Below are 25612 nucleotides of genomic sequence, written 5' to 3'. Positions count from 1 at the left end.
AGACTGCTAGTTTTGAGTATTTAATAAGATAAGATTAAGTCAATAGTATTAGTTTTTAAGCACTTATTTATTCATCGCATTAATTAAAAACGCTGAAATTTTTGCGCCTTCTTTTAATGTTGTCTCAGAACTTGCTTGGCCCACTAGAGAACTATCGGTAAATGGTGCTATTTCCATCATATCAGCGCCCGTAATAGGAAACTCATCGGCAATGGCTGATAAAATGTCTAGCGCGTGCTTTGGTGTTAAACCGTTATCTTCCGGTGTACCGGTTGCAGAAGCAAATTCGGCATCGAGTGCGTCAATATCAAAACTTACATACACTTCATCAATCTTATCCGCTTTTAGTTGCGCGATAGTCTCTGCAGCAACAGCGGCTGCACCGCGTTCAATAATTTCATGCGCCCAATGTTGTTTAACCCCAAATGTGTTTTCCCAGTGTGATTTTGGTTTTCCACTTGAACGTATACCAAATTGAATTAAGTGATGGGGTGCAGGTAAAAACTCTAAAATATGTGTACACCAAGAGCCAAAACATAAATCTATACCCAAGCGCTCCACAAGCAAATCGGTGTGCGCATCAAAGTGAATAATAGCCGTACGCTTCCCTTGCTCGCGTTTTGCTTTTAAATACGCTTTGGTTAATGGATAACTAATAGAGTGATCGCCACCAATACCAAAAATACCTTTATCTTTAAACGTGGCATAAAAGCTGTCGCACACATCTTCAGTAATTGATAACGGACTTACGTAGTAGTCGTTATTTTCGTTTCCGTATAGCGCTTTTTGGCAATTAGAGATAGTTGCGTCGTTTAGGTATTTGTCATGTAACAAATGTGGAATAACACGCACATCGCCTAAGTCGAACGAATGACATTCAGGGTGCTGATCAATTAATGCTGAGCGAACAAACAAAGGCCCCCAATTAGCACCACGTAAAATACCGCCACCACAATCAGAACTAATTCCAAGCATGACCGCTTTATGGGGAGAGTGAGGCAACTCATTTAACGATTCGCGCCATAGCGTATCTACATTTTCGGTTTGACCATACAGTTTATTTCGAAGTGCCGCTTTTCGCTCTTTTGCAGTATTAACGGTAAAAACACCATCGCCAGGAGCACATAAGCAGTGCTCTACTTTACTATTAAATGCTTGAATTTCTTGACTCATAATAAATCCTTATGAATTGTTCAGTGCGTATTTTAGTGATTATTTATGCAAAACGATTAAACAGGTCTAAACTTTAAATAATTAAAAAATTAAAAATTTTCTTTGTCTGTATCATTAAAACCCCTTTCAAAACCAACTTAAAATATAAACATAAGCAACTGATATTTAAAAACTTTTAATTAATGCAGGCAATTATCATTTATGATTAACCACTTAGTTGAGTGATACTTATAATGCTTGCGCACACAAGTCAACCGCACAAGTAAACCAGCAATCCATGGGTGTGCTTGAATATTCATAGTTGATGAATAAAATACGCTAAAGCCCTATTTTACTGGCTTAAACAAGCACTCAATTATATTAATACGGACATACGTCCTGTACTTAAGAAAGGTTTCTAGCAATTATGCTAGATTGATAAAAATTATTTTAAAAAGGCTTAGATATGGAAAAGGTATTTCACTTAGGACTATGTATTGACGATCTACAAGGTGCAAAACTTGCGATTGTGCCCGGTGACCCAGATCGCGCTGCACGTATTTCTCAATTCCTAGACAACCCAACCTGCCTTGCTCAAACACGTGAGTTTCATGTTTATCTAGGTCAATTAAATGGCCACTCTGTGGTTATATGCTCAACCGGTATTGGCGGCCCATCTACATCGATTGCAGTAGAGGAACTTGCTCAATTGGGCGTGCGTCAATTTTTACGTATTGGTACTACGGGTGCTATTCAGCCGCACATTAATGAAGGTGAAATTTTAATTAGCCAAGCGTCTGTGCGTTTAGACGGTGCAAGCCAACACTTTGCACCACTAAGCTACCCTGCTGTGTCTGATTTTTATGCAACACAAGCCATGGTTGAAGCTTGTAAAAACTTAAACATTGACTTTCATATTGGTATTACTGCATCTAGCGATACATTTTACCCGGGCCAAGAGCGCTACGACACACACTCGGGTTATGTACCAAAAGCATTCCAAGGTAGCTGTGAAGAATGGCAAAAGCTGGGCGTAATGAACTACGAAATGGAGTCGGCCACATTATTCACTATGTGTGCAGCTCTTGGCTTGCAAGCTGCCTGTGTTGCCGGTGTATTAGTTAACCGTACTCGTCAAGAAATTCCTAACGTTGACCACGGTGAAATAGAAAGAAAATCAGTGGCTGTTGTATTAGAAGCCGCTAAAGTGTTACTAGATTAATTTTACTTAATAAGTAAAATTAATATGTAAAAGCACAGCTTATTAGCTGTGCTTTTTTGACTCTACTTAAGCGCTGCACTAATTATTTTTAGCTCTGGCAAATCAGTAAATCCCGATAGTACCGCCTTCGAAACACCCGCTTGATTTTCGTGCCCTTTAGTTTCTAAAAGTGTGATGCCTTTCACCGTCTCTTTATCAAAACTAAGGCCGGCTAAAAAGAACTGACTCAACGCACTTTGCAGAGGCGATAAACTTGGGCTATAGGCTGCGTTTTCTGCATAACTGCCGTAAAAATCCCCATTATCAAATGTACTTACCTTGACTGCACTAAAATTTTGACTGTACGGTACATATGCATTTAGCGCAAAGCCAGCAAAGGTCTCTTCAATCTGTTCGTCATCAAAAACCGCAAACTGAGGCTTTGGGTTAAACAAGCTAAATTCGTTACCTAAATCGGTTGGTCCAAACGAGTGAGGTAATAGCTCTGCCAATTTAAAATGTTGACTTGGAAGTAAAATATCAAATTCTTTCGCATCGGCTAATTCATTCATAAATTGGCGACAGTAGCCACACGGAGCGTCGCTTATAGCAATTTTAAGAATTTTTTTAGCACCATTTAACCAAGCATTATTAATGGCAGACTGTTCTGCATGAACAACGAGGCTCAGTGCTTGGTGATCAAACTCTACATTAGCGCCAAAATAAAAATTAACTTGTTGCTGATCATCTAGAGCTTTGACAATAGCACCCACATGAAAATGTGATACTGGAGCTACTGAAAACTCAGACGCTAAAGGTACTAAACCTTGTAACAATGAATCGACTGAAACATTAAACTCTTTGCAAAGCTGTTCAATGTTGTTTGCATTTAATATGCCGCGCTGCGACTTTAATTGGCTACGTAAGGACGCTGTTTGCGCTACGTTTAACGTGATATGAGAATTTGTAAGGGCTGTATCTTCTTGTACAGTAAAAGTTGCTGAAGCCATAATGTATTTTAATTATTCAATGGCTAAGTAGTTTAAAAGGTTAAGACCCAAATTGCTAGGGCCTGTTGACCTTTCAGGCTTAAAACTTGTTCAAACTAGAGACGATTTAATCGTGGCGCGAGGTTTGTACCTTAGTGGGCTAAGTAAAAACCGAGCAAAGCTTCCTCGCCCTGCTCATACCCCTTAACTTCATCCATGTAGGCAACAAAGAGCTAATCGCACCTAGGGCGAACCTTCGGGCAACGCGTGTTTGGTATTCATGCTGCGTTATCGCCTATTTAACGGGAATAAACACACTACATAGGCGCTGCCTTGCCTAAGCACCAAATACACTGCTGAAAATTTAACCCTGAAAGATAAACAGGCCTAGGTTATTAAACACAAAAAAGGGAACACGGCGTGTTCCCTTGCTAAATAACAAACGTTAACGATTAACCGGTATTACGCATACCCGCAGCAATACCTGTCATGGTGATCATTAATGCATTATCGATATCACCTTCATTGTGCTCCTCGTTAGAGCGAGCACGGCGAAGCAATTCAACCTGCAATACATTGAGCGGATCGGTGTATGGGTTTCGTAAACTAATCGACTCTTTTATCCAAGGCTGAGCAGCAAGTAAGCTTTTTTGCGGGCTTAACGACTGCACAAGCTCAATGGCTTCTTCAAGCTCTTTTCGCAACGTTACACCTAATGGCTTGTACATGTCTTCCACCAGCGCATTATCATAGTGCTCACTTAACCAGCTATCGGCTTTACTAAATACCATTTCAAGCATTTCTAAACGAGCTCTAAAAAATGGCCAATTGAGGCTCATTTCGTTTAGTGTTTCTAAGCCATATTGGTCTAGTGCCTTTTTTAAGCCTGTTAACGCACCTAACCAAGCAGGCAACATTAACCGGTTTTGACTCCATGCAAAAATCCATGGAATAGCACGTAAACTTTCAACGCCCCCATTAGGGTTGCGTTTTGCAGGGCGAGAGCCAAGCGGAAGTTTAGAGAGCTCTAATTCTGGCGTTGCCATTCTAAAGTAAGGAACAAAGTTTTCGTCGTGGCGAACAACATTGCGGTAATGCTCACACGACTGCTCACTAATAAGCTTCATAACTTCGCGCCATTGCGGCTTAGGCTCTGGCGGTGGTAATAAGTTACTTTGCAGTACTGCCCCTGCATATATATTTAAGCTTTGTAGTGCTACATCTGGCAAACCAAATTTAAAGCGTATCATTTCGCCTTGCTCTGTTACCCGTAAACCACCTTTAAGTGAGCCTGGCGGTTGCGAGTGCAGTGCTTGTGCAGCCGGTGCACCACCTCGACCAACAGTCCCTCCTCGGCCGTGGAATAACACAAGTTCAATGCCGCGCTCGTCTGCAAGCTGTACGAGTTTATCCATTGCTTCGTATTGGGCCCAACCTGCTGCCATCATACCGGCATCTTTAGCCGAGTCTGAATAACCAATCATTACATTTTGCGTATTTTGAATATGGCCGCGATACCACACATTATCGAGTAGCGTCGTGATCACGTCGCTTCCATTATTCAAATCGTCTAATGTTTCAAATAATGGGGCAACTGGCAATTCAAAACTACAGCCGCTTTCTTTAAGAAGTAACTGTACAGCTAAAATATCGGATGCAGTGCGTGCCATTGAAATAATATACAAACCAAATGTTTTTTCATCTTGCTTTGCAATTACATCGAAGGTGTCGAGCACTTCTTGTACATCAGGGCTTGGCTGCCAATGTTTAGGAATAAGCGGACGACGCGAATTAAGCTCTGCTAGTAAAAATGCTTGCTTGTCTTGCTCTTGCCACTGGTTGTAGTCCCCCAACCCTAAATAACGCGTAAGTTCAGAAAAAACATCGCTGTGGCGCGATGAATCTTGGCGCACATCTAATTTTGCCAAACGCAGGCCAAAGCTGTTTAAACGATGCATTAAATCAAGCAGTAAGCCATCGGCAACGACTTTCATGTTGCATTTTAATAATGAACGATAACATACCTCAATTGGGTGCTTGAGCTGGTTAATATCAGTAACAAGATCTTGTGCATCAGTGCGTTTGTGTTTAATTTTTGCACCTAAATGTGCCACTGTTTCAGACACTTCGCCTTTAAGCTTTTTAAGCACAGTGCGGTAGGGTTCAAAGTCTTGGCCTGCCAACTCAATGAGTTCGTCGCTAGCGTCAGACATAGATAGCTCAGCGCATAACGTATCAATATCTCGGCTATATAAATCAAGCGCCATCCAGCGACCATGGTCAAGAACTTGTGAAGTAACCTGTGCAGTAACAAATGGGTTACCGTCTCGGTCTCCACCCATCCAAGAAGTGAATTCAATAGGACTGTAGTCAATGGGTAGCTCTAGACTTAACTGCTCTTTAGCATGCTCCGAAAACTCACGTAAAAAACGCGGTACAGCATGCCAAAGGCTATTTTCAATAACTGCATACCCCCATTTAGCCTCATCAACAGGCGTTGGGCGCGAACGACGAATGTCGTCTGTATGCCACGCTTGGCTTATTAACTGAGCAATTCTATTTAAAATAGCTTCGCGCTCATGCTCCAAGTTATCTTTTCGCTCAAGCGATGCTAAACAATCGCTCAACTCTACGTGCTTGTTGATAATGGTACGGCGTGTAACCTCTGTGGGGTGGGCCGTTAGTACTAAATTAATGTGGAGTTTTGAGAGTGTGTCAGCAAGGTGGTTAGAGTCTAACTGACCTTCTTGTGCTTTAGCGGCTAACGTTTTTAATGTTTGAGTGAGAGGGTTTTGCTGGCCAAGACCAGCGTCATTAAAACGCGATACAGTATGAAACTGCTCTGCCACATTGGCTAAATTTAAAAAATGATTAAATGAACGGGCAACCGGTAAAAGCTCTTCATCACTAAGCGCATGTAATACTTCAATTAACGCCTTGCGATCGTCTTCATTACCACTGCGAGAAGATTTTGATAAAGCGCGAATTTCTTCTACTTTATCTAAAATTGCTTGGCCTTGGGCATCTTTTATAGTTTGACCTAATAATTGTCCAAGTAGACCTACATTACCTCGCAGGGCGGCATATTGTTCACTCATTTCTCAGTCTCCTTTGTTTCATGGAGGACTATTAATATCATTAAGAGCGCATATTTAATAGATCCATTTGCAATGTCATGTCGTAAAAAAGTATAGATAAAATAATCACAAAGCATTGGTATGATCATTTTTTACGACGGTAACTGCCCCCTTTGCAGCACTGAAATGCAACAGTTAAAACAAGCAGATAAACACAGCTTAATTACCCTCGAGGATTTAAATGCTGCTGATTTTAGCGAGCGCTACAGGCATATAAACAAAAACCAAGCACTTACATACCTACAAGCGCAACTAAAAAATGGCGAGATAATTTATGGGCTAGACGTAACGTATCAAGCGTGGAAAATAGTTGGAAAACACCGCTGGTTGAAAATTTTTCGCTTGCCTGTTATTCGTATTTTTGCAGATTGGGGCTATATTTTTTTTGCAAAACATAGGCACTCTATTAGTAGGTTTTTAATGCCAAATACCCAGTGCAACAACGGCCAGTGCGCCATAAAATCAAAAGGAAAAAAATGAAGACAATTATTCTTTTTGGCGCTAGTAGCGCGATTGCTAAAGCCTACGTAAAGCACCTTCAAAACCAAACAATTGAATTTAACATCATATGCGTCAGTTCAAGTAACCATGTTCCACAAGACAGTAACAACATTACTTTTTACAATACTGATTACTCTACTGACAGCTTATTTGGCCTTACTCAATATTTAAAAGATGAGCAAGCCGACATACACCAGGTAATAATGTTCAACGGTAAGTTACATAACTCCGAGCACATGCCAGAAAAAAAGCTTGAAGACATCAACTCTGATTATTTTAATTTATTACTAAACGCAAATACGCTTACCCCATTGCTCTGCTTACAAAGCGTTTTGCCTTTAATCAATCATAAAACGCACTGCACTATAACTGCCTTAAGTGCACGAGTAGGTAGTATTAACGACAACAAAATGGGAGGCTGGTACACTTATCGGGCATCTAAATCAGCCCTTAACATGTTATTTAAAACTGCCGCAGTAGAGCTTGCTCGTCGTGCAAAGAACACCAAACTTGTGCTATTTCATCCTGGTACAACTGACACAGACCTGTCTAAGCCTTTTCAAAAAAATGTACCCGAAGGCAAATTGTTTACACCTGAATTTGTAGCTCACCAACTTTTTGACTTAACAAATAACAACCCTGATTTAGAACTAAATGGCGAGCCAGCTTATTTAGATTGGCAAGGCTCAACTATACCGTGGTAAGGATTTAAAATGCATTTTACTAAAGCGCGTATCGACGCACTTGAAAAACGTACTCGTACACATTTAATAAACTCGTTATCTGGGTTTAAAAGTGCAAACCTAATAGGCACACAAGACCTACTAGGCAACACTAATTTATCGATTGTTAGTTCGGTTATTCATTTGGGTGCTCACCCTCCCCTCGTAGGTATGATAATGCGCCCACACAGTGTACCGCGCCATACGTTTGAAAATATATTACAAACAGGTGTTTACACTATCAATCAGGTAAATAAGTCTATTTATAAACAAGCGCATCAAACCTCAGCACGCTACGACAAAGACGAATCCGAATTTGAGGAAACAGGGTTAACACCTGAGTACTTAAATGAGTTTTCGGCTCCTTTTGTCAAAGAGAGTCGCTTAAAATACTCAGTAAAATTTGTTGAAAGTAAACATCTTGAAATTAACGGAACTGAACTAGTGATTGGTGAAATTGTCGATGTGTATTTAGATGAAACCGCTCTGCAAAGCGATGGATTTCTAGATTTACAAGCCATTGATACTGTCGCGGTTACAGGCCTTGACAGCTACCACACAGCAAATAAATTAACGCGCCTTCCCTACGCAAAAAAATAACTTTTAGGGGTGTATTTCACCCCTTTATCACGGCAAACACATAAGCCAACTCAACCCCAACGCACTCAAAATCTCAATCGATGTTGCTGATCGCAGAACATTGAATTTTAGAAATGCATTGCGCACAATAGCGAAAATTCCAAGGAGAATCCCATGAGCACAATCGGTATTGGCACGCAAACCCCAGAGCAAGCATTAGCCAGCTTAAGTAATATGACCCAATCGTTAACACCTATTCAGACTGACGAACACATTGAACGTATAGCAAAAGCACAAGCTTATATGACAGCTAATAACATTGATGCAATTTACCTAAATGCAGGGACCAACCTCACCTACTTTACGGGTATGAAGTGGTATGCGAGTGAACGTATGGTTGGCGCAATTTTACCTGCGATTGGTGAAGTACAGTACATTGCACCTTATTTTGAAATTGGTACTCTAGATGGCTTTAAAGTGGTTGAAGGGCCCATACACGGCTGGCAAGAGCACGAAAACCCTTATGCGCTATTTGTTAGCGTATTAAAGCAACTAAACATTAGTGACGACGCCACAATCGGCATCGATGAAAGCGCACAGTTTTTTATATTCGATGGTATTAACAAAGCGCAAAAAGGATTAAATATAATCAATGCGCAAGGCGTTACTGCACATTGCCGCATGCACAAATCAGTTAACGAATTAGCACTTATGCAGTGCGCAATGGACATGACCTTAGCCGTTCACCAAGCCACTGCGAGTATGCTTTACGAAGGTATTACCACCACAGAAGTAGAAGCCTTTATAAAAAAAGCGCATCAAAAAGTAGGTGCTCCGGGCAACTATTTTTGCATTGTACTGTTTGGTGTAGCAACGTCGTTTCCACATGGTGTTAAAGATGCGCAAGTGCTTAAAAAAGGCGATATGGTATTAATAGATACTGGCTGTAAAGTACACGATTACCTTTCAGATATAACCCGCACCTATGTATTTGGTGAACCAACACCGCGACAGCGCATGTTTTGGGATCACGAAAAAGCAGCACAACTGGCCGCATTTAACACCGCAAACATTGGTACTACATGCGAAGATGTTGACGCAGGTGCTCGTAACTATTTAGCGGCTCAAGGGCTGGGCCCGCAGTACCAAACACCGGGTTGCCCGCATCGCACTGGCCATGGTATTGGTTTAGATATTCACGAATGGCCATACTTAGTTGGCGGTGATAAAACCCCACTTGCCCCAGGCATGTGCTTTAGTAACGAGCCAATGCTAGTGATACCCGATGAATTTGGGGTGCGTTTAGAGGATCATTTTTATATGACCGACAACGGTCCGCATTGGTTTACAGAGCCTAGCCACACTATCGACGACCCATTTGGGCTTCACGCTTAATTCCTTCAAGAGCAGCTGTTTAGCTGCTCTTTTTATTTTATTCGTTGATAAAGTCCAGTTCATCCCAATATCCCTTTTATACAAAAGCAATCCACAGAAGGATGAATATGAAAAATTTTAAAATTGATATCGTGTCAGACGTAATGTGCCCATGGTGTGTAGTAGGTTATAAAAACCTTGAGACAGCACTTGGCCAACTTAAAGACGAAATGAGTGCAGATATTACATGGCATCCTTTTGAGCTAAATCCAGATATGCCAGTTGAGGGGCAAGACTTAAACGAACATTTAATGCAAAAGTACAACCTAACTGAAGAACAAGGCGATGAAAATCGTAAAAACATGTTCGAAGCAGGGAAGCGTGCTGGATTTACGTTTAACTTTGATGGCAAACGTATCATGATCAACAGCTTTGATTTGCATCGTTTATTAATGTGGGCACGTGAAGAAGGTAAGCAAACCGAGTTAAAACTCGCCTTTTTTGAAGCGCACTTCACTGATTTAAAATACTTAAACCAAGAAGACGCTCTGCTTGATGTTGTCGAAAGTGTTGGCCTTGATAAAGAAGAAGCCCGAAATATTTTGCACTCAGATAAATACGTTCAAGCTGTACGCCAAGAGCAAAATAACTTTAAACAAATGGGTATTACCTCAGTCCCTACGTTTATCATAAACGATAAATACGCACTCACTGGCGGACAACCAAGCGACTCATTTATTCAAGCACTAAAACAAATTAGCGAAGAAGAAGCCAAGCAAGACGCTTGATATACAAATAAATTTTAAAACAAAAAAAGGCTGCACATTGCAGCCTTTCTTATATATTTATGAGTTCAAAAATAATACAAACTTGTTATTTACCTTCGTTCTCTTTTGGTGTCATTATAGAAACTACATTTAACAAATCAATAATAGTACCTATAAAGGGATTTATAATGAAATATATAATTACAACACTAACTTCACTGTTTCTTTTAACTGCATGTTCGACAACACCTTTAGCTGATAGCCCTCACTCTACGCTTATAATGCCGAGTCCTCCGGAATATCCAATTAAAAACGCCCGTGAAAAGATAGAAGGTAGCGTGACAATGTCTTTTGATGTAGATACATCTGGTAAGCCAATTAATATTAAGGTGATCAAAGCTGAGCCTGTTAAAACTTTTGATAAAGCTGCAATTCGCTCTCTTTCTAAATGGCGTTACGCACCTAAAGTAGTTAATGGTATTGCAGTAGTTGATGAAGACTTAGAAATGACTATAGATTTCAATTTAGAAAAATAATAACTAACTAAAACTAAAAAAGGCTGCACATTGCAGCCTTATTTATATACCTAAAGTTACTTCTATACTTAAAAATAAACTAAGTACGATAAAGCACTTTAATAACATGCCAGCCAAATTTAGTTTTAACTAGGTGTGGCTCTAAAATAGCGCCATTAAAGGCTATTTTGTCAAACTGCGGAACCATTTGCCCGCGTCTAAACTCACCTAAGTCACCGCCTTTTTTACCCGATGGGCACGACGAATATTTTTTAGCTAAGGTTTGAAATTTTGCACCTTTACCTAATTGCTTAATAATGTCTTCTGCTATTTCTTTGTGCTTAACCAATATGTGGAGTGCGTGCGCTGTACTTGCCATTTCAAAGCCCTGATAATTTAAAACGCGGCGATTTTAGCACAGCTACTGTTTGAGGGCATCTAATTGGCTTTATAAATAGTGAAGTTCGTCACTTTTAGAAGGGATACGGCAATACTGATATTTTCCAAATAAAGTATAACGGTTTAATGCAATTTTATCGTACAGCCAATTATTAAAGGTATTAGGTAAAACACTAAAAATAGTGGCTAATTTGTAAGGGTAACCAAGCTGATTCACTACTTCAAAAAAAGCATGGCTTTGTGTGAACACTTTGCCGTTTTGTAAGTACACCATAGAGGCGTATTGTGTAGTTGAAAAACCAAAGTGAGTTAATAGCACTTCACCTTTTGGAGATTGCACGCTACATAATTTAAAAATGGCATTGGTATCGTTACTAATTATAAAATTACACCACGCACTGCATAATTTACACTGCGCATCGAATAATATAATTTTGCGATTACGCATTAGTGTGGCTGCATCATCACTCATTTTGTATCCCTTAAGCGGTTACTGCTGAACCGGCTTTTTTTGTAATTTACGTTGTAATGTGCGTCTATGCATATTTAATTGTCTAGCTGTGACCGATATATTGCCATCATTACTGTGTAGCACTTGCTGAATATGCTCCCATTCTAAGCGTTCAGGCGACATAACAGCATCATCAATACTCGTTTGAAGCTCACTTGTTTCGTTATTAAGTGCTTTTAATAATGTTGCCATATCAATAGGTTTAGTTAAATAATCGTTTGCCCCTAAGCGCATTGCTTCAACCGCAGTGGCAATGCTAGCAAACCCAGTTAATAAGACTATATGTGTATTTTCTAATAAGTTGCGCAGTGGCTTTATAAGCATTAAGCCATTGTCGTCCCCGAGTTTCATGTCTAATAAAATAGAGTCGGGTACTATTTGGCGCGCACGAAGTAACGCATCACTTTGATTATGCGCAACGTCACATATAAAGCCTTGCTTAGTTAAACGCCTAGCAAGCGTACTGGCTAAATTTATATCGTCTTCAATTATCAGTAACTTCATTGTGCTGCTTGCTCACTATTAATAATAGCTAATTGTACCTTTGCTACGGCACCGCCTTCTTTATGGTTAAATAAGGTTAGTGAGCCATTTAGTCGCTCAAACGTGACGTTAGATAACAACACGGCCAAACCCATGCCTTGTTCGCTAGGCATTACCTGCCCCCCTAGTTCAGCTAGTTGTGAGGGCGTAAACCCATAGCCAAAATCACGGATTAATAAGTCTATACATTGATCTTGCTGGTTAAGCTCCCAGCTTAACTCAAGCTCTGTTTTACCTTGTTTTTGATTTGCTATAGCCGCATTTTGCAACAAATTTAATATAGCTGGTAACAACATTGCGTCACTTAAAAGAATCGCATTAATGGAAGGTGTAGACCATTTAATATGTTGACCGGGGTACTGTAATACAAAGGTATCGTTAATAGCTGTTTGTAATTGCGTTATGGTTATTTGATCTTTAGCGTTGTTAACTCGTATTTGCTCCGATAGCGCTCTAAAACTATTAAGTTGCTCTCGACATTGCTCAAGTGGGGTTTGCATCTGTTTAACTATAATATTGTTTGGTTGCTCCTCTAATAGCTCTTCAAACAACAGTTTTAAGTTAGCTATCGGTGTTGCTAACTGATGAGTTATTTGTGCTGCTGCGCCATCAAGTGATACTAACTGCTCATTTCGTAATTGTTTTTCTCGTGCTTTAGCAATGACACGTTCGCGTTCTTTTAGTGCACGGCTCATAGCCCCTATAACAAGCGCTATTACACTAGTACTTAAAACAAAATTAACCCACATGCCAACAAAATGACCGCTCATGTTCATTTGATGCATACTGTGATCGGGCATGTTTATTAACAAAAAGCTGTATGCAGCAATGGCAAGCAAAGCAATATAGGCTAAGCCTTTTTCACGTAGTGTTACCGCTGCTATCATGATGGGCAGTAATAATAACGACACAAATGCATTAGTTGCGCCGCCACTTAAAGAAAGCAAAATAGTTAAAAACAAAACGTCAGCAGTGAGTTGCATCAGCATAACCGAGGGCTTAGCGTGACTAACATTTCGGTAAGCAAATAGACTGACTAATTGAAACGCAGCTTCTAAAGTAATAACACCAAGTAAGGGCAGTAATGCCAATTGGTAATCAAGTAAAAAATAAACACTTAATACTGCAATTAATTGTACTGCAATAGCGCCGCTTCGAAGCATAAGTAAACGGCTAATAGTTGGATCAGTTTGCATTAACAAAACAATGATTTTCCAATTTAATATATAAAAATGAGTTGAGTTAAAACGTTACTCGTCGTCCATTGAAATTGTAAAAGCAGCGCACGGTGTGCCTTGATGAAACACCATTTGCCATTCCTGCGCGCTATTTTTACGCCATAACGACATGCGAAGTGAATAATTAAATTCGGCACGTGCCGAACGTCTATACGCTGCTTGATAACTTATTTGCGCCACATCTATACTCAACATTCGGCCTTTAAAATGCTGATTATAAAACTGCGGCACCACCTCTGTGGGTAGGCGTGTGAGTACTTGGTATTTATTAAACGACGTGCCATTAGCAGCAATTTCGATAAACTCATCGTCGAGTAAAGCGTCGAGTGCACGTTCTGATTGGCGAACTTCAGGCTCAAGTAATTGACGCTCAGCCTCAATTAAATGATTAAACAACGACGCTTTAATTTTGCTGCTCATGTGCTTCCCTATTGCTTGTAAATTTGCCCTGCTTTCATAACAAATTGCACGTTTTTAAGTACGTTTATGTCTTCAAGTGGCGAACCATTTACGCTGATAATATCTGCTTGCTTACCAACACTCAAGTCGCCTAACTGATGGCTTTGCCCTAACAATTTAGCAGCATACACTGTGGCTGACTTTATTGCATGCGCCTCACTCATTCCATTATCAACCATTAAACCAAACTCGTTTGCATTAAGACCATGACGCGATACACCCGAGTCGGTACCAAAGGCAATGTTTACCTTGTTTTTAAGCGCTAACTTAAACGATGCCTGCATTTTAGGCGTTACTTCTCGCACTTTATTCGCAATTGCCGCTGGCATATTAGGATTAGTAAGTACCTCTTCACTTACCGTGGCACCAGCAAGCAGTGTGGGAACTAAATAGGCCTGCGTTTTATTGAATAAATCGACTGTTTTTTTATCTAAATAAGACCCGTGCTCTATTGAATCAACCCCAGCTCTAAGTGCTGCTTTAATTCCTTCTGTTCCGTGGGCATGCGCTGTTACCATACGCCCTAAATGATGCGCTGTATCTACAATAGCTGACAGCTCATCATCAGTGAGTTGTTGATTCACTCCCGCTGCGGTATTACTCAACACACCACCCGTTGCAGTAATTTTAATTACATCAGCACCACTTTTAATAACTTCTCTCACAGCACGGCGGCAATCGTCAGCGCCATTACAAATGCCTAATGTCGTTTTAAAAACATCGGTTATGTCTTTTCTGTAGCCATGCATATCAGCATGACCGCCGCTTGGCGATATTGTATTACCCGCTGCAAAAATACGAGGTCCTGCAATGTCTTGTCGTTCAATTGCGCGTTTTAACGGAAAAATAACTTGATAGTCGCTGCCTAAATCACGCACCGACGTAAAGCCGGCATCAAGCGTACGCTGTAAATATTTAATAGAACGAAGCGCATAATCGGCTTCATATTCTGTAGCCCAACGGTGTGGGTTTGCTTTAGCGTCACGTTCAAAAGTTACATGCACATGCATATCAATCAAACCTGGCATAACAAACTGGTTTTTTAAATTAACTATTTCAGCATCGGGTAAATTAAGTACTGACTTTGATACATAACCTTCTTTAATAGCCGTTATTTTGTCATTGGTAACAACTAAGGTTTGTTCTTTTTTTAATGCCTGCTCAGGTGCTACAAGTAAACTACCTGCGTAAATGATTTTAGATTGTGCTGCGTTTACATTATTAACGAACATTGCCAATACAATTGACGATAATGTTGTGAGTGCTGTTTTCATACATGCTCCTTTTTTATACTAGCTTTACTCTAAAAAACCTTTAATAGCGAATATTTACGATACAAAGCATGCTATAAACTAGTCTTATAAGTCGAATTTTGGTATAACTTGCCGGTAATAAATTGAAGTTATACCACCTTAAGAGAACACACTATGCCATACGCACATATCACTGGTTGGGGCAAATGCATACCACCAGCAAGTATTAGCAACGATGAAATTAGCGAAATAGTTGATACCACCGACGAGTGGATCACCACGCGTACTGGCATCAAATCTCGCCGTGTAAGCCATGTAAGCACGGCAGAGCTGGCAACTGTTGCAGCAAAACACGCACTTGCTTGCGCAGGTATTGACGCAAAAGACATTGATCTTGTCATACTTGCAACCTGTACGCCTTCAACAGTTGTTGCAAATACGGCATCCCAAGTGCAAAAAAATATTGGCGCAACAGGCGCAGCCGCCATGGATACGAATGCTGCGTGTTCTGGCTTTTTATACGCATTACAAGCTGCTACTGCGCAAATTCAAGCAGGCATGATCAAAAAAGCGGTCGTTATTGCTGCTGAACGAATGACTTGGTATGTAAACTGGGCGCGCCGCGACAGTGCAGTACTATTTGGTGATGGCGCTGGTGCTGTTGTACTAGAAGCTGCAGAAACTCCGGCAGGTTTACTTGGCACTAAAACAGGGTGCGATAGTGAAGACCGCGACATTCTTCATATTACTAACTTTGGTAGTGATTTGAACAAATATGAACCCATTGGCCCGTCTGATCTGCTATTTGAAGGCAGAGAGATATTCAAGCGTGCCGTAAAAGGTATGAGTGAAGCCTGTGACGACGTTCTCGAGCAAGCTAATTTAAGCCTAGACGACATAAACGTACTAGTACCACATCAGGCTAATTTACGCATAATTCAGGCAATCCAGCACCGTTTAAAAGTACCTGATGAAAAAGTAATGGTTAACATTGCAGATTATGGCAACACATCAGCTGCAACCATTGCTATTGCGCTATGTGAAGCAGTTGAACAAGGGTTAATAAAGCCTCATTCAAATATTATGTCTGCGGCTTTTGGCGCGGGTTTAACATGGGCTGCAAGCTACATAAAATGGGGCGTACGTGTAACTCCAATTAGCGTTAGCGACGCACAATTAGCACCTTGCACCCAAACAGGTTTAGAGCTTGTGGCGCCAGCTGTAAAAGCATGTAAAGACGCTGAATAAGCTTGCTTTAAAAACGTATAATTAAAACGCACTTTTTAGTGCGTTTTTTATTTAAGGAAAATAAGTTTATGGAGCTTTTAGGTATTCATCATGCTGCAATTATTTGCAGTAATTATCCTCGCTCTAAGTATTTTTATAGTGAAATTTTAAAACTCAACATTATTAACGAGCATCATAGGGAAAAGCGTAATTCGTATAAGTTAGACTTAGCAATGCCTGATGGTAGTCAAGTTGAGTTGTTTTCGTTTGAGGGTGCGCCCTCAAGGCCTAGTTACCCGGAAGCACAAGGCTTACGCCATTTAGCGTTTAAAGTCGACAATGTAACTAAAGCAAAAGAATATTTAGAAAGTAAAAGTGTGGCAGTTGAAGAGATTAGAATTGATGAAATTACAGGTAAAAAATTTACTTTTTTTGCCGACCCAGATGATTTACCGCTAGAGCTATATGAAGTTTAAGCTTCATATAGCGCTAATGTTTTACGGGTAATTAATGATTAAAGCGGTTTTGCAAATAGTTAAACACGGCTCTAATGCCAAGTGCTTCACCGCCAGCAGGGCGACCTGGCAGCGCACGTAAATTCCATGCCATCACATCAAAATGCACCCAAGGCGTGGTTGGCTCTACAAATTCTTTTAAGTAAAGTGCGGCGGTAATTGCGCCACCAAATGGTGTGCTTGCACTATTAGCCATATCTGCAACATCACTTTTCAAAAATCCACGATACTGCTCAAATAAAGGCAACTGCCAAACAGGGTCATTCACACTGAGTCCTGCATCAATTATACCATTTGCTATATCTCGCTCTGTAGAAAAGAAACCAGGTAACTCAGTACCTAACGCTACACGACATGCCCCTGTTAATGTTGCAAAGTCAATAATAAGCTCCGGATTATCGTTTTGTGCTTCACTTAACGCGTCACACAAAACTAAACGCCCTTCAGCATCCGTGTTATCTATTTCAACCATAATACCTTTGCGGGTTTTTACAACATCGCCCGGGCGAAATGCATTTCGCGACACCGCATTTTCAACTGCCGGTACTAATACTCTCAAACGGACAGGCAATTTAGCAGCCATAATCAGCTGAGCTAATGCAATAACATGCGCAGCACCGCCCATGTCTTTTTTCATATTACGCATACCATTGCTTGGCTTTAAGTCGAGCCCGCCAGAGTCAAAACAAACACCTTTGCCAACAAGCGTTATTAGTGGCGCATCATCTGCTCCCCACTTTAAATCAAGCAAACGCGGTTTATTCTCGCTTGCACGACCTACCATATGAATAGTTGGGTAGTTTTGCTCTAACAATTCATCGCCTATCCATTGTGAAAAATCACCGCCATGAGTTGAAGCCAAATCTTCCATCACTTGCGATAAATGTTGCGGCATCATATCGACGGCAGGCGTGTTTACTAAATCACGCGCTAAAAAAATAGCTTCCGCTTGCTGTTTGATACGCGTGTAAAGCTGTTCATCGCCAATACACAACTCGGCTTTAACAGTCGGTTTTTCTTTGTATTCACTAAATTCGTAGCCACCAAGAACAAATCCTAATGCCACAAACTCTATAAACGTATCGTCACCTTGAATTTGATAACTACCCACTGGTAGCGTATTGGCCAAATTGCCAGCAGCCCAAAAGTCGTTTGGGCTTTGCATTAAACAAATTACTTGGGACAACTCCCCGGAATTGCTATCGGGAATTAACGCTAAACCTTGCTTTTCAAAGCCTGTATTGTTTAGCCAATTTTGAATAAATGTAGGCTGCTTTGCTTGCCAATCAGAGAGTTCGCTTTTAAGAATAAATGATAAAGGAATACCAGAAGATGTATTGCGAAGTAATGCACTCATTAAATAGCTCATAATTTGTAAAAATTGTTCTTATGAGGATATCAATAAGCACTATTAAAAGGTATCGCTAATTGTCGGGTTTTTAGTGTTATTTATTGTGTATATTTTTTTTAACTGATTCTTGATGCGATTGTTCTATTTCGTTATCAAGTTCTTTTATTGATTTATTAATGCTAAACGAGCTGGGCAATACATCCACCCCCACTAACCGCCCTAACTTAACAACAAGTGGAATAGTAACAGGTGAAAAAGGAAGCACAGCAAATACGCCCAATCCAAGGCCTTTTAAAATATCGACAAACTGCTCATTCGCTCGTTTAAGCTCTGCACTATTTGTTTGCCCTTGTGTGTAACGCTTGTATATGGCCAACATCTCTTTAGTTTCTTGTTTTTCTTGTGCAAGTGCAATTTTAAGCGCCACCATAGCGCGACGAAAACGAAGCTGCTGACGCTTTTTACTAATTTTTACTACACGCCAAGGGGCACGGTGAATAACTTTATATAATCGCATTTCTATATTTTCACACATGCTGTTGGGTTAACAAAGAATAATTTACTTGATTATGACTATACTTTATCCTTTGCACCAAACTAGTGCCAAAAAGTATTAACTATGACTGATTTAACAACTCAAATTCCACAAAAACCTGAAAAACCAAAATCTGATGAATGTTGCGGCAGTGGCAATTGTTATTCATGTGTGTGGGATGAATATAGAGAAAAATTAGCAACATGGAAATTAACAAATTTGCAAACTAAAACAAAAAAACAGGATGGCATTTAAAAAGCCAACCTCGAAAATCCCTCCCCCACCTGCATTAATATTCCCAATTATATCTTAACCTGCACACAAATGGTTATAAGTAGCACTAAAATGCACCACCTTTGGATTTTTTACCTAATTAAAGTTTTGTTATTTAATAGTTAATTAATAATTGCTCTTGTTGTTTTTTATGTATAGTCTGTATTCAGGAGTTAACAGAAGGTGAGTATTTACGCTCTTTTGATTCGATATTTCAATCGCGTAAAACCACTCTGTTCGTTCCACAATTATGATTAAGGCGTGCTTTAAAGTACGACTAAAACAAAATTATTCTAACTGGGGAAATTTAGAATGAAATTAAAAAATAATACGCTAAACCAAGCGATTAAATTTGCATTAGCAACAACCACCGCCGGATTATTCATCTCGGGCTCTGCAATAGCAGCAGATGAACAAAGCGAAGTTAAAGTTAATAAGAATGTAGAGAAAATTGCTGTAGTAGGTACGCGTTCAGCTCCACGTTCAATTGGTGATTCACCCGTTCCTATTGATATCATAGGTGGCGAAGAGCTAGAGAAGTCAGGTAACACTGACATGCTAGAACTTCTTAAAGGCTCAGTTCCTTCTTTCAACGTTCATCAAAACCCTATTAGTGATGCAGCATCACTAGTTCGCCCTGCTAACCTTCGTGGTTTGCCATCAGACAGCACTTTAATACTTTTAAACGGCAAACGTCGTCACCGTGCATCTGTAATCGCCTTTTTAGGTGGTGGTATTAACGATGGTGCACAAGGCGCCGATATTTCAGTTATTCCTAGCATTGCAATTAAACAAGTAGAAGTACTTCGTGACGGTGCAGCCGCTCAGTATGGTTCTGATGCTATTGCAGGTGTAATGAACTTCCAATTAAAAGACGCTTCAGAAGGCGGTAAGTTTGAAGTTCGTAAAGGTCAATATTTTGAAGGCGACGGCGATACAACTCAAATTTCTGGTAACGTAGGTTTACCGTTTACAGACAGTGGTTTTGCAAACTTAAGCTTTCAATATAAAACAGCAGATGCAACGAGTCGTTCAGTTCAGCGACCAGATGCGGCAGGTTTTGCAGCAGCAGGCGTACCAGATGTTTCGTCTCTTGCTCAAGTTTGGGGTGCACCAGAAGTTGATGACGACATCTCACTTTTCGGTAATATAGGCCTAGACTTAACAAACAACTCACAATTTTACATGTTTGGTAACTACTCTGAGCGCGATGTACGTGGTGGCTTTTACTACCGTAACCCGCATACTCGCTCTGGTGTATATTCAAACGATGATGGCGCAACACTTCTTGTTGCAGACTTAACTGACGACATGAGCGCCAACTGTCCTACTATTTCAATTACAGACGGTAATGTTTTAGACGACCCTGCTTACATTAACGGTGTAGCTAACAATCCAGATTGTTTTGCATTTAACGAAATGATCCCGGGTGGTTTTACACCAAACTTTGGTGGCAACATTACTGATACCTCTTTAACCATTGGTACAAAAGGTGAATTTACAGACGGCTTCATGAAGGACGTATTGTATGACCTGAGTGGTACTGTGGGTTTAAATGAATCACGTTACTTTATTTACAACACGGTGAATGCATCTTTAGGTCCAGATACACCACGCGACTTTAGCCCTGGTAAATATGAGCAGTTAGAGAAAAACTTTAATTTAGATCTATCTAAAGGCTACGACTTTGGCCTAGCTTACGATGTGAACGTAGCCGGTGGTTTAGAATGGCATGAAGAAACATTTACAATCATCTCAGGTGATGAAGCATCATACACTGCGGGCCCATTAACAGCGCAAGGTTTTGGCATTGGTTCAAACGGCTTCCCTGGATTCAAACCGTCGCAAGCAGGTGAGTTTACACGCCGTAACTACGCAGCATTTGTCGACGTTGAAGCACCATTTACAGAAGACTTCTTAATGGGCTTAGCGCTTCGCTTTGAAGACTACGACTCGTTTGGTAGCACAACAAACTACAAATTAATGGCTCAGTATCATGTAACTGAAGATCTAAATATTCGTGGTTCAATTAGCACAGGTTTCCGTGCACCAACCGTTGGTCAAGCAAACGTTAGTAACGTTCAAACAAACTTAAGTGACGGTGTGTTAAGAGATTCTGCATTATTACCACCAACTAACCCAGTCGCTGTTCAACTAGGTGGTACAGAACTTGAGCCTGAAGAATCGCAAAGTTATACATTTGGTGCAGTTTATACACTTGGCGATTTGTTCCTAACAGTTGATTACTACAACATTCAAGTTGAAGACCGTATCAGTCAATCTGAAAAAATTACGCTTAGCCAAGCTGACAAAGATACACTTTCAGCTGCGGGTGTACCTAATGTTGAAGGTCTTGCGCAAGTTAGTTTCTTCACTAATGACTTTGATACTACAACTCAAGGTGTTGATGTTGTAGCTAACTATACAGCAGATATTTTAGGCGGCAGCTCTACGTTTAGCCTTGCTTACAACTGGAATGAAACTGAAGTAACTAAGTTCAGTGATATTACGGGTGAGTTTAAAGTTAAACGCCTAGAGGAAGACTTACCTAACCACCGTGCAACACTTACGTGGGCACAACAGTGGGAGTCAATCTCTGCGTTTACTCGTCTTAACTATTATGGCGAATATCAAGGTGTTCACGTAGATTACGATGCAACAGCTAAAACTGCAGACGCGTCTGTAACGCTTGATGCAGAAATTACGTACTTTGTGAACGATTCAATCAGCCTCTCTGTAGGTGCACAAAACTTACTTGACCAAGATGCTGAAAAACTTGATTTCCAAGATGCAACGGGTATCCCAAATAATAACTGGGGTGGTAAATACTACGAAACATCTCCTTACGGTATTAACGGTGGTTTCTACTACGCTAAGGCCACGTATACTTTCTAATTTTTAGAATGAAAGCATTAAGGCGAAATGTTAAGACATTTCGCCTTTTTTATTTTATAGTAAATAAAAAATAAAATGCCCCACTATGCTACTAGATAAAGCCAACAAACTACTCGAACAAAACAAGCTCAAAGAAGCAGAGTTTCATTACAAAACGATACTTGCTACTGAGCCCGAAAATGGCGAAGCCTTATTTGGTTTAGGTAAAATAGCACTAAGACTAGAAAAGTTTGATGCCGCAGTTTATTTACTACAAAAAGCCTGCGAACGTTTACCGCACATGTTAGAACCGCTTCACGCATTGGCAGACGCTTTTAATGGTGTTAATTCACCACAGGACGCACTTACCGTATTAGAATATGCAAAAAGCCTAGCAAGCCATAACCCTGAACCACATTATTACTTAGCCCAGCATTATTTAACACATGGTGATTTGGATAAAGCGCACACAACATTTGCACACGCATTGAGTATGGGCTTATACCCTGTCACAGCCTATATTTTGTTTGAATTAGTACAACTTGGCCGTTTTAATAAAGAACACAATTACATTAGTAATTTGCATCACTTAGTAACTCAAACTAACAACCTACGTCTTAAAATGGTGTGTTACTACGCATTAGGCAAAAGTTACGATAAACTAAACGATAGAGATCAAGCTTTTAACTATTTTGAGCTAGCAAATACGCTACAATATAAATTAAGTACGTTTACAACCAAAGAGCTTGACCCTTTTTATGATCAGATAATTAAATACAGTACTCTAGATTTATTAGCTTCACGTGAAGAAGACTTTTCCGCAACAATCACGCCTGTATTTATAATTGGCATGCCAAGAAGCGGTTCAACTCTACTAGAGCAAATGCTTATAAGTCATAGCGAATGTTCAAGCCTAGGCGAAAACACGAGTATTAGTAATAATGTTGTTGCCTTTCTAGAGCAAAAAACCAAAACTTCGTATCCTCAGTGCTTAGCAAATTTAACGCCTAGCCTAATTAATCAAGCTCGTAATATTTATATTGATACACTAAAAACAGCGACACCGTTAAAGCCGATTATTATTAATAAGCTACCAAGCAATTATCAATCGCTCGGGCTGATTTATATTTTATTTCCAAACGCTAAATTTATTAATTTATCACGTAACGTTAATGCCACAGCATTTTCTGTATTTAGTAATTATTTTGCTGAGAACGAGCCGTACTTTTGCTCTTTAACTGAATTTAAGCACTACCATGGCTTATATGAAAAACTAATGACACATTGGAATACTTTAAGATTACCTGTGTTTAATTTAGCCTATGAAGACTTAGTAAATAATCCTGAAGACCAATTAAATACTCTTTTTGAGTTTTTAGGGTGTAAATATGAGCAAAACTGCTTATCGTTTTACAATCAAAAAAGAGCCGTCACAACACTGAGCAAACAAGCTGTTCGCCAGCCAGTGAATACAAATGCCGTTAGTAAATGGGAACGATACCAAGTCCCCTTGCTCAAGCTAATGAACAAGGGTGACTCTTAAACCATTGAAGTAAATCGTTAAATTGCTCTTTGCGGGCTATTGGATGAGTTAACATATTTATGTGGTCGTAATCTATACGGTGTCCATGGCGACGACCATAAATACGCATTTGTTGGATACCAGGGCCAGATTCATCAATAAACCTTTGAATATCAACTGGCTGCGCTAATGCTTTATCTTTAACCGCTGCAATATGTAGCGTAGGTGGCAAATGAAGTGAACGTAGTGCTTTTGCGTAATCAAAATTATCATCTGAATCAACCCAAGGCTTTTTTTTAGCCCACTGCATGCTTTGATAATGCGACTTTTGGGTTTCGTCGTCACTTCCCCACTTTAAGCGCTTTGCAGGTAAATACCCGTGCTTTTTAGTAAGTAATGGCGCCATAAAATACCAAATAAAATTAGCTTGAAGTAATTTTTTTGGATGATTATTAAACAGTGAGCGTTTTGAACCAAAGTAAACACATGCTTGTACATCATCAATATAATGTGGAAAGCGTGCAAATACGCTATTCATTAAAACGCCACCCCACGAATGGGCCACCCAGTAATCTGGTTTAGAACCTTCGAGCTGCTCAATTTTATTAATAAACGCGGGAATATCTTCTAATATAGCTTCGGTTTGCCCATAGGCAGCAGATTTAGATATAACAGGCTTACTTTCTCCGCGCCCACGCAGATCAGCGACATAGCAACGATATCCGTGCTCAGCTAAAAATGGAGCAAGACCTTTATTACTATGTGTATAAAAAATTTTGCCATTTTCGACTGCACCATGCATAAAGAATACGATGGGACCATTTTGTTGTTCATCGAATATTTTGCGTAAATGCAGTGTTTGTTTATCTGCTAAGTTTATAGTTATTGATTGTTGAGAAATGGCCACGCTTAATCCTTATTGTTACCCTCAACTCATCGTACCAGTATTTTTAAATATGCCAAAGTAATTGTCTGCACTTTAATTACGAGGATTTGTTACAATTAACTATTGATATAGATTGCTAAAATAAATTCATGACTAAAAATACACCACGTACAAAACTACACCCACGCAATCAGCATAATAATGGTTACGATTTTAACTTACTAACAGCTGCGCTGCCGGCTTTAAGCCCTTATATAGTTAACACGCCTGCAGGTACTAAAAGTATTGACTTTGCAAATAATAAAGCAGTAAAAACACTCAACCAAGCGCTACTCAAAGCGCACTATAAGATTGAATTTTGGGATATTCCCGAGCATAACTTATGCCCACCAATACCAGGGCGAGTAGACTATATCCATCACTTGGCCGATCTATTAAGCGAAGATAATAAACAAACAATCCCTCAGGGTAAGCAGGTTAAAGTACTTGATATAGGTACTGGTGCAAATTTAGTTTATCCATTAACAGGGACGAGTGAATATAACTGGCACTTCACTGGCTCAGATATAGACCCTGTCTCGGTTAAAATAGCCAAGCAAATTGCACAATTTAATGCCTTAAAAATAACGGTTAAGCTGCAAAAAAAACCGGCTAATATATTTAAAGGTGTTATAAACCAAAAAGATTTATATCACTTAACGCTTTGTAACCCGCCATTTCATGCAAGCGAACAAGAGGCAAAAAAAGGAAGTGAACGAAAATGGAAAAACTTAGGAAAAGCGCCCAGTAAAACGCTTAACTTTGGTGGTAACAACAACGAGCTTTGGTGCGAAGGTGGTGAAGTACAATTTATTACAACAATGATTGCAGAAAGTGAAGAATTTGCACAACAAGTGTTGTGGTTTACATCTTTAGTCTCAAAAAAAGACTCACTTAGTGCACTTGAAGCAAAACTAAAAACATACCCAATTGCGGAATATAAAATTATTGATATGGCTCAAGGGCAAAAAGTTAGCCGATTTCTTGCTTGGAGTTACTTTGATAAAGAGACGCGTGAACAAATTTGTAATGAACTTGATTAAATAAGAA

General features: G+C 39.8%; 25 protein-coding genes. 13 read left to right on the top strand and 12 right to left on the bottom strand.

Features of this window, described 5'->3' with window-relative positions:
• Positions 1-63: 63 nt before the first annotated feature.
• Positions 64-1173 (bottom strand): arginase family protein, encoded by a 1110-nt coding sequence (locus RF53_RS10530; protein WP_039037608.1) that lies wholly within the window; start codon positions 1171-1173, stop codon positions 64-66.
• A gap of 445 nt (positions 1174-1618) precedes the next feature.
• Here RF53_RS10530 and udp point away from each other — a divergent pair, with 445 nt between their 5' ends.
• On the top strand, positions 1619-2374 hold the full coding sequence (gene udp, locus RF53_RS10525) for a uridine phosphorylase (protein WP_010556752.1): 756 nt from the start codon (positions 1619-1621) through the stop codon (positions 2372-2374).
• Positions 2375-2436: 62 nt separating this feature from the next.
• On the opposite strand, the gene cdd is transcribed toward udp, so the two are convergent.
• Entirely contained in the window at positions 2437-3363 is a 927-nt protein-coding gene (gene cdd, locus RF53_RS10520; protein ID WP_039037607.1) for a cytidine deaminase, read from the bottom strand.
• A 431-nt stretch (positions 3364-3794) separates the two neighbouring features.
• Complete coding sequence (ppc, locus tag RF53_RS10515) at positions 3795-6440, bottom strand: phosphoenolpyruvate carboxylase (RefSeq protein ID WP_006791658.1); 2646 nt, start codon at positions 6438-6440, stop codon at positions 3795-3797.
• Positions 6441-6560: 120 nt separating this feature from the next.
• Between ppc and RF53_RS10510 the strand changes: the two genes are divergently transcribed.
• The 6 genes from RF53_RS10510 (at position 6561) to RF53_RS10485 (ending at position 10958) form a co-directional block, all read left to right on the top strand.
• Complete coding sequence (locus RF53_RS10510) at positions 6561-6959, top strand: thiol-disulfide oxidoreductase DCC family protein (RefSeq protein WP_039037606.1); 399 nt, start codon at positions 6561-6563, stop codon at positions 6957-6959.
• Positions 6956-7684 (top strand): SDR family NAD(P)-dependent oxidoreductase, encoded by a 729-nt coding sequence (locus RF53_RS10505; protein ID WP_039037605.1) that lies wholly within the window; start codon positions 6956-6958, stop codon positions 7682-7684. The genes RF53_RS10510 and RF53_RS10505 overlap by 4 nt, the downstream gene beginning before the upstream one ends.
• Positions 7685-7693: 9 nt before the next feature.
• Entirely contained in the window at positions 7694-8302 is a 609-nt protein-coding gene (locus tag RF53_RS10500; protein ID WP_006791655.1) for a flavin reductase family protein, read from the top strand.
• Between the two features lie 153 nt (positions 8303-8455).
• The gene (locus tag RF53_RS10495) at positions 8456-9676 is read left to right on the top strand and encodes a M24 family metallopeptidase (RefSeq protein WP_039037604.1); all 1221 of its coding nucleotides are present in this window, start codon (positions 8456-8458) and stop codon (positions 9674-9676) included.
• 107 nt (positions 9677-9783) lie between these two features.
• Positions 9784-10443 (top strand): DsbA family oxidoreductase, encoded by a 660-nt coding sequence (locus RF53_RS10490; protein WP_006791653.1) that lies wholly within the window; start codon positions 9784-9786, stop codon positions 10441-10443.
• Positions 10444-10610: 167 nt separating this feature from the next.
• Positions 10611-10958, top strand: coding sequence for an energy transducer TonB (locus RF53_RS10485; RefSeq protein WP_006791652.1), 348 nt, complete (start codon positions 10611-10613; stop codon positions 10956-10958).
• Between the two features lie 79 nt (positions 10959-11037).
• Here RF53_RS10485 and RF53_RS10480 read toward each other — a convergent pair whose 3' ends face one another.
• The 6 genes from RF53_RS10480 to RF53_RS10455 form a co-directional block, all read right to left on the bottom strand.
• Entirely contained in the window at positions 11038-11316 is a 279-nt protein-coding gene (locus tag RF53_RS10480; protein ID WP_004588770.1) for a peptidylprolyl isomerase, read from the bottom strand.
• Between the two features lie 69 nt (positions 11317-11385).
• Positions 11386-11808 (bottom strand): thiol-disulfide oxidoreductase DCC family protein, encoded by a 423-nt coding sequence (locus RF53_RS10475; RefSeq protein ID WP_039037603.1) that lies wholly within the window; start codon positions 11806-11808, stop codon positions 11386-11388.
• A gap of 18 nt (positions 11809-11826) precedes the next feature.
• Positions 11827-12351: a response regulator transcription factor gene (locus RF53_RS10470; protein WP_039037602.1), complete on the bottom strand. Its 525-nt coding sequence runs from the start codon at positions 12349-12351 to the stop codon at positions 11827-11829.
• Positions 12348-13586, bottom strand: a complete 1239-nt coding sequence (locus RF53_RS10465; protein WP_200888048.1) for an ATP-binding protein — start codon at positions 13584-13586, stop codon at positions 12348-12350. Before RF53_RS10465 ends, RF53_RS10470 begins: the two co-directional genes overlap by 4 nt.
• Before the next feature lie 54 nt (positions 13587-13640).
• Complete coding sequence (locus tag RF53_RS10460) at positions 13641-14048, bottom strand: nuclear transport factor 2 family protein (protein ID WP_039037600.1); 408 nt, start codon at positions 14046-14048, stop codon at positions 13641-13643.
• Positions 14049-14056: 8 nt separating this feature from the next.
• On the bottom strand, positions 14057-15361 hold the full coding sequence (locus RF53_RS10455; RefSeq protein ID WP_039037599.1) for a metal-dependent hydrolase family protein: 1305 nt from the start codon (positions 15359-15361) through the stop codon (positions 14057-14059).
• Between the two features lie 153 nt (positions 15362-15514).
• On the opposite strand from RF53_RS10455, the gene RF53_RS10450 reads away from it, so the two are divergent.
• Positions 15515-16588: a ketoacyl-ACP synthase III gene (locus RF53_RS10450; protein WP_039037598.1), complete on the top strand. Its 1074-nt coding sequence runs from the start codon at positions 15515-15517 to the stop codon at positions 16586-16588.
• Positions 16589-16656: 68 nt separating this feature from the next.
• On the top strand, positions 16657-17043 hold the full coding sequence (gene gloA2 / locus RF53_RS10445; RefSeq protein WP_039037597.1) for an SMU1112c/YaeR family gloxylase I-like metalloprotein: 387 nt from the start codon (positions 16657-16659) through the stop codon (positions 17041-17043).
• Between the two features lie 31 nt (positions 17044-17074).
• On the opposite strand, the gene RF53_RS10440 is transcribed toward gloA2, so the two are convergent.
• Complete coding sequence (locus RF53_RS10440) at positions 17075-18439, bottom strand: leucyl aminopeptidase family protein (protein WP_039037679.1); 1365 nt, start codon at positions 18437-18439, stop codon at positions 17075-17077.
• 88 nt (positions 18440-18527) lie between these two features.
• The gene (locus RF53_RS10435; protein ID WP_033018928.1) at positions 18528-18950 is read right to left on the bottom strand and encodes a hypothetical protein; all 423 of its coding nucleotides are present in this window, start codon (positions 18948-18950) and stop codon (positions 18528-18530) included.
• A 102-nt stretch (positions 18951-19052) separates the two neighbouring features.
• Here RF53_RS10435 and RF53_RS19250 point away from each other — a divergent pair, with 102 nt between their 5' ends.
• The 3 genes from RF53_RS19250 (at position 19053) to RF53_RS10425 (ending at position 23658) form a co-directional block, all read left to right on the top strand.
• The gene (locus RF53_RS19250) at positions 19053-19223 is read left to right on the top strand and encodes an oxidoreductase-like domain-containing protein (protein ID WP_006791642.1); all 171 of its coding nucleotides are present in this window, start codon (positions 19053-19055) and stop codon (positions 19221-19223) included.
• Positions 19224-19553: 330 nt separating this feature from the next.
• Positions 19554-22136: a TonB-dependent receptor plug domain-containing protein gene (locus RF53_RS10430; RefSeq protein ID WP_039037596.1), complete on the top strand. Its 2583-nt coding sequence runs from the start codon at positions 19554-19556 to the stop codon at positions 22134-22136.
• A gap of 85 nt (positions 22137-22221) precedes the next feature.
• Positions 22222-23658 carry a tetratricopeptide repeat-containing sulfotransferase family protein gene (locus RF53_RS10425; RefSeq protein WP_039037595.1) on the top strand — a complete coding sequence of 479 codons (1437 nt, stop codon included), beginning with the start codon at positions 22222-22224 and terminating at the stop codon, positions 23656-23658.
• On the opposite strand, the gene RF53_RS10420 is transcribed toward RF53_RS10425, so the two are convergent.
• A complete protein-coding gene (locus RF53_RS10420) occupies positions 23630-24544 on the bottom strand; it encodes an alpha/beta fold hydrolase (RefSeq protein WP_039037594.1) in 915 nt (304 codons plus the stop codon). The two genes, RF53_RS10425 and RF53_RS10420, sit on opposite strands and share 29 nt — an antisense overlap.
• A gap of 128 nt (positions 24545-24672) precedes the next feature.
• Here RF53_RS10420 and rlmF point away from each other — a divergent pair, with 128 nt between their 5' ends.
• Complete coding sequence (gene rlmF, locus RF53_RS10415; RefSeq protein ID WP_039037593.1) at positions 24673-25605, top strand: 23S rRNA (adenine(1618)-N(6))-methyltransferase RlmF; 933 nt, start codon at positions 24673-24675, stop codon at positions 25603-25605.
• Positions 25606-25612: the final 7 nt, after the last annotated feature.

The organism is Pseudoalteromonas sp. ECSMB14103 (genome assembly GCF_000813065.1).
Classification (GTDB): Bacteria; Pseudomonadota; Gammaproteobacteria; order Enterobacterales; family Alteromonadaceae; genus Pseudoalteromonas; species Pseudoalteromonas marina.
Note: the sequence above shows the minus strand (reverse complement) of the source record. Positions and strands in the feature narration are given on the sequence as shown.

Excerpts from the sequence above, each read along its gene's own strand:
- RF53_RS10530 (WP_039037608.1), bottom strand. The coding sequence starts at position 1,173 with ATGAGTCAAGAAATTCAAGCATTTAATAGTAAAGTAGAGCACTGCTTA.
- udp (WP_010556752.1), top strand. The coding sequence starts at position 1,619 with ATGGAAAAGGTATTTCACTTAGGACTATGTATTGACGATCTACAAGGT.
- cdd (WP_039037607.1), bottom strand. The coding sequence starts at position 3,363 with ATGGCTTCAGCAACTTTTACTGTACAAGAAGATACAGCCCTTACAAAT.
- ppc (WP_006791658.1), bottom strand. The coding sequence starts at position 6,440 with ATGAGTGAACAATATGCCGCCCTGCGAGGTAATGTAGGTCTACTTGGA.
- RF53_RS10510 (WP_039037606.1), top strand. The coding sequence starts at position 6,561 with ATGATCATTTTTTACGACGGTAACTGCCCCCTTTGCAGCACTGAAATG.
- RF53_RS10505 (WP_039037605.1), top strand. The coding sequence starts at position 6,956 with ATGAAGACAATTATTCTTTTTGGCGCTAGTAGCGCGATTGCTAAAGCC.
- RF53_RS10500 (WP_006791655.1), top strand. The coding sequence starts at position 7,694 with ATGCATTTTACTAAAGCGCGTATCGACGCACTTGAAAAACGTACTCGT.
- RF53_RS10495 (WP_039037604.1), top strand. The coding sequence starts at position 8,456 with ATGAGCACAATCGGTATTGGCACGCAAACCCCAGAGCAAGCATTAGCC.
- RF53_RS10490 (WP_006791653.1), top strand. The coding sequence starts at position 9,784 with ATGAAAAATTTTAAAATTGATATCGTGTCAGACGTAATGTGCCCATGG.
- RF53_RS10485 (WP_006791652.1), top strand. The coding sequence starts at position 10,611 with ATGAAATATATAATTACAACACTAACTTCACTGTTTCTTTTAACTGCA.
- RF53_RS10480 (WP_004588770.1), bottom strand. The coding sequence starts at position 11,316 with ATGGCAAGTACAGCGCACGCACTCCACATATTGGTTAAGCACAAAGAA.
- RF53_RS10475 (WP_039037603.1), bottom strand. The coding sequence starts at position 11,808 with ATGAGTGATGATGCAGCCACACTAATGCGTAATCGCAAAATTATATTA.
- RF53_RS10470 (WP_039037602.1), bottom strand. The coding sequence starts at position 12,351 with ATGAAGTTACTGATAATTGAAGACGATATAAATTTAGCCAGTACGCTT.
- RF53_RS10465 (WP_200888048.1), bottom strand. The coding sequence starts at position 13,586 with ATGCAAACTGATCCAACTATTAGCCGTTTACTTATGCTTCGAAGCGGC.
- RF53_RS10460 (WP_039037600.1), bottom strand. The coding sequence starts at position 14,048 with ATGAGCAGCAAAATTAAAGCGTCGTTGTTTAATCATTTAATTGAGGCT.
- RF53_RS10455 (WP_039037599.1), bottom strand. The coding sequence starts at position 15,361 with ATGAAAACAGCACTCACAACATTATCGTCAATTGTATTGGCAATGTTC.
- RF53_RS10450 (WP_039037598.1), top strand. The coding sequence starts at position 15,515 with ATGCCATACGCACATATCACTGGTTGGGGCAAATGCATACCACCAGCA.
- gloA2 (WP_039037597.1), top strand. The coding sequence starts at position 16,657 with ATGGAGCTTTTAGGTATTCATCATGCTGCAATTATTTGCAGTAATTAT.
- RF53_RS10440 (WP_039037679.1), bottom strand. The coding sequence starts at position 18,439 with ATGAGTGCATTACTTCGCAATACATCTTCTGGTATTCCTTTATCATTT.
- RF53_RS10435 (WP_033018928.1), bottom strand. The coding sequence starts at position 18,950 with ATGCGATTATATAAAGTTATTCACCGTGCCCCTTGGCGTGTAGTAAAA.
- RF53_RS19250 (WP_006791642.1), top strand. The coding sequence starts at position 19,053 with ATGACTGATTTAACAACTCAAATTCCACAAAAACCTGAAAAACCAAAA.
- RF53_RS10430 (WP_039037596.1), top strand. The coding sequence starts at position 19,554 with ATGAAATTAAAAAATAATACGCTAAACCAAGCGATTAAATTTGCATTA.
- RF53_RS10425 (WP_039037595.1), top strand. The coding sequence starts at position 22,222 with ATGCTACTAGATAAAGCCAACAAACTACTCGAACAAAACAAGCTCAAA.
- rlmF (WP_039037593.1), top strand. The coding sequence starts at position 24,673 with ATGACTAAAAATACACCACGTACAAAACTACACCCACGCAATCAGCAT.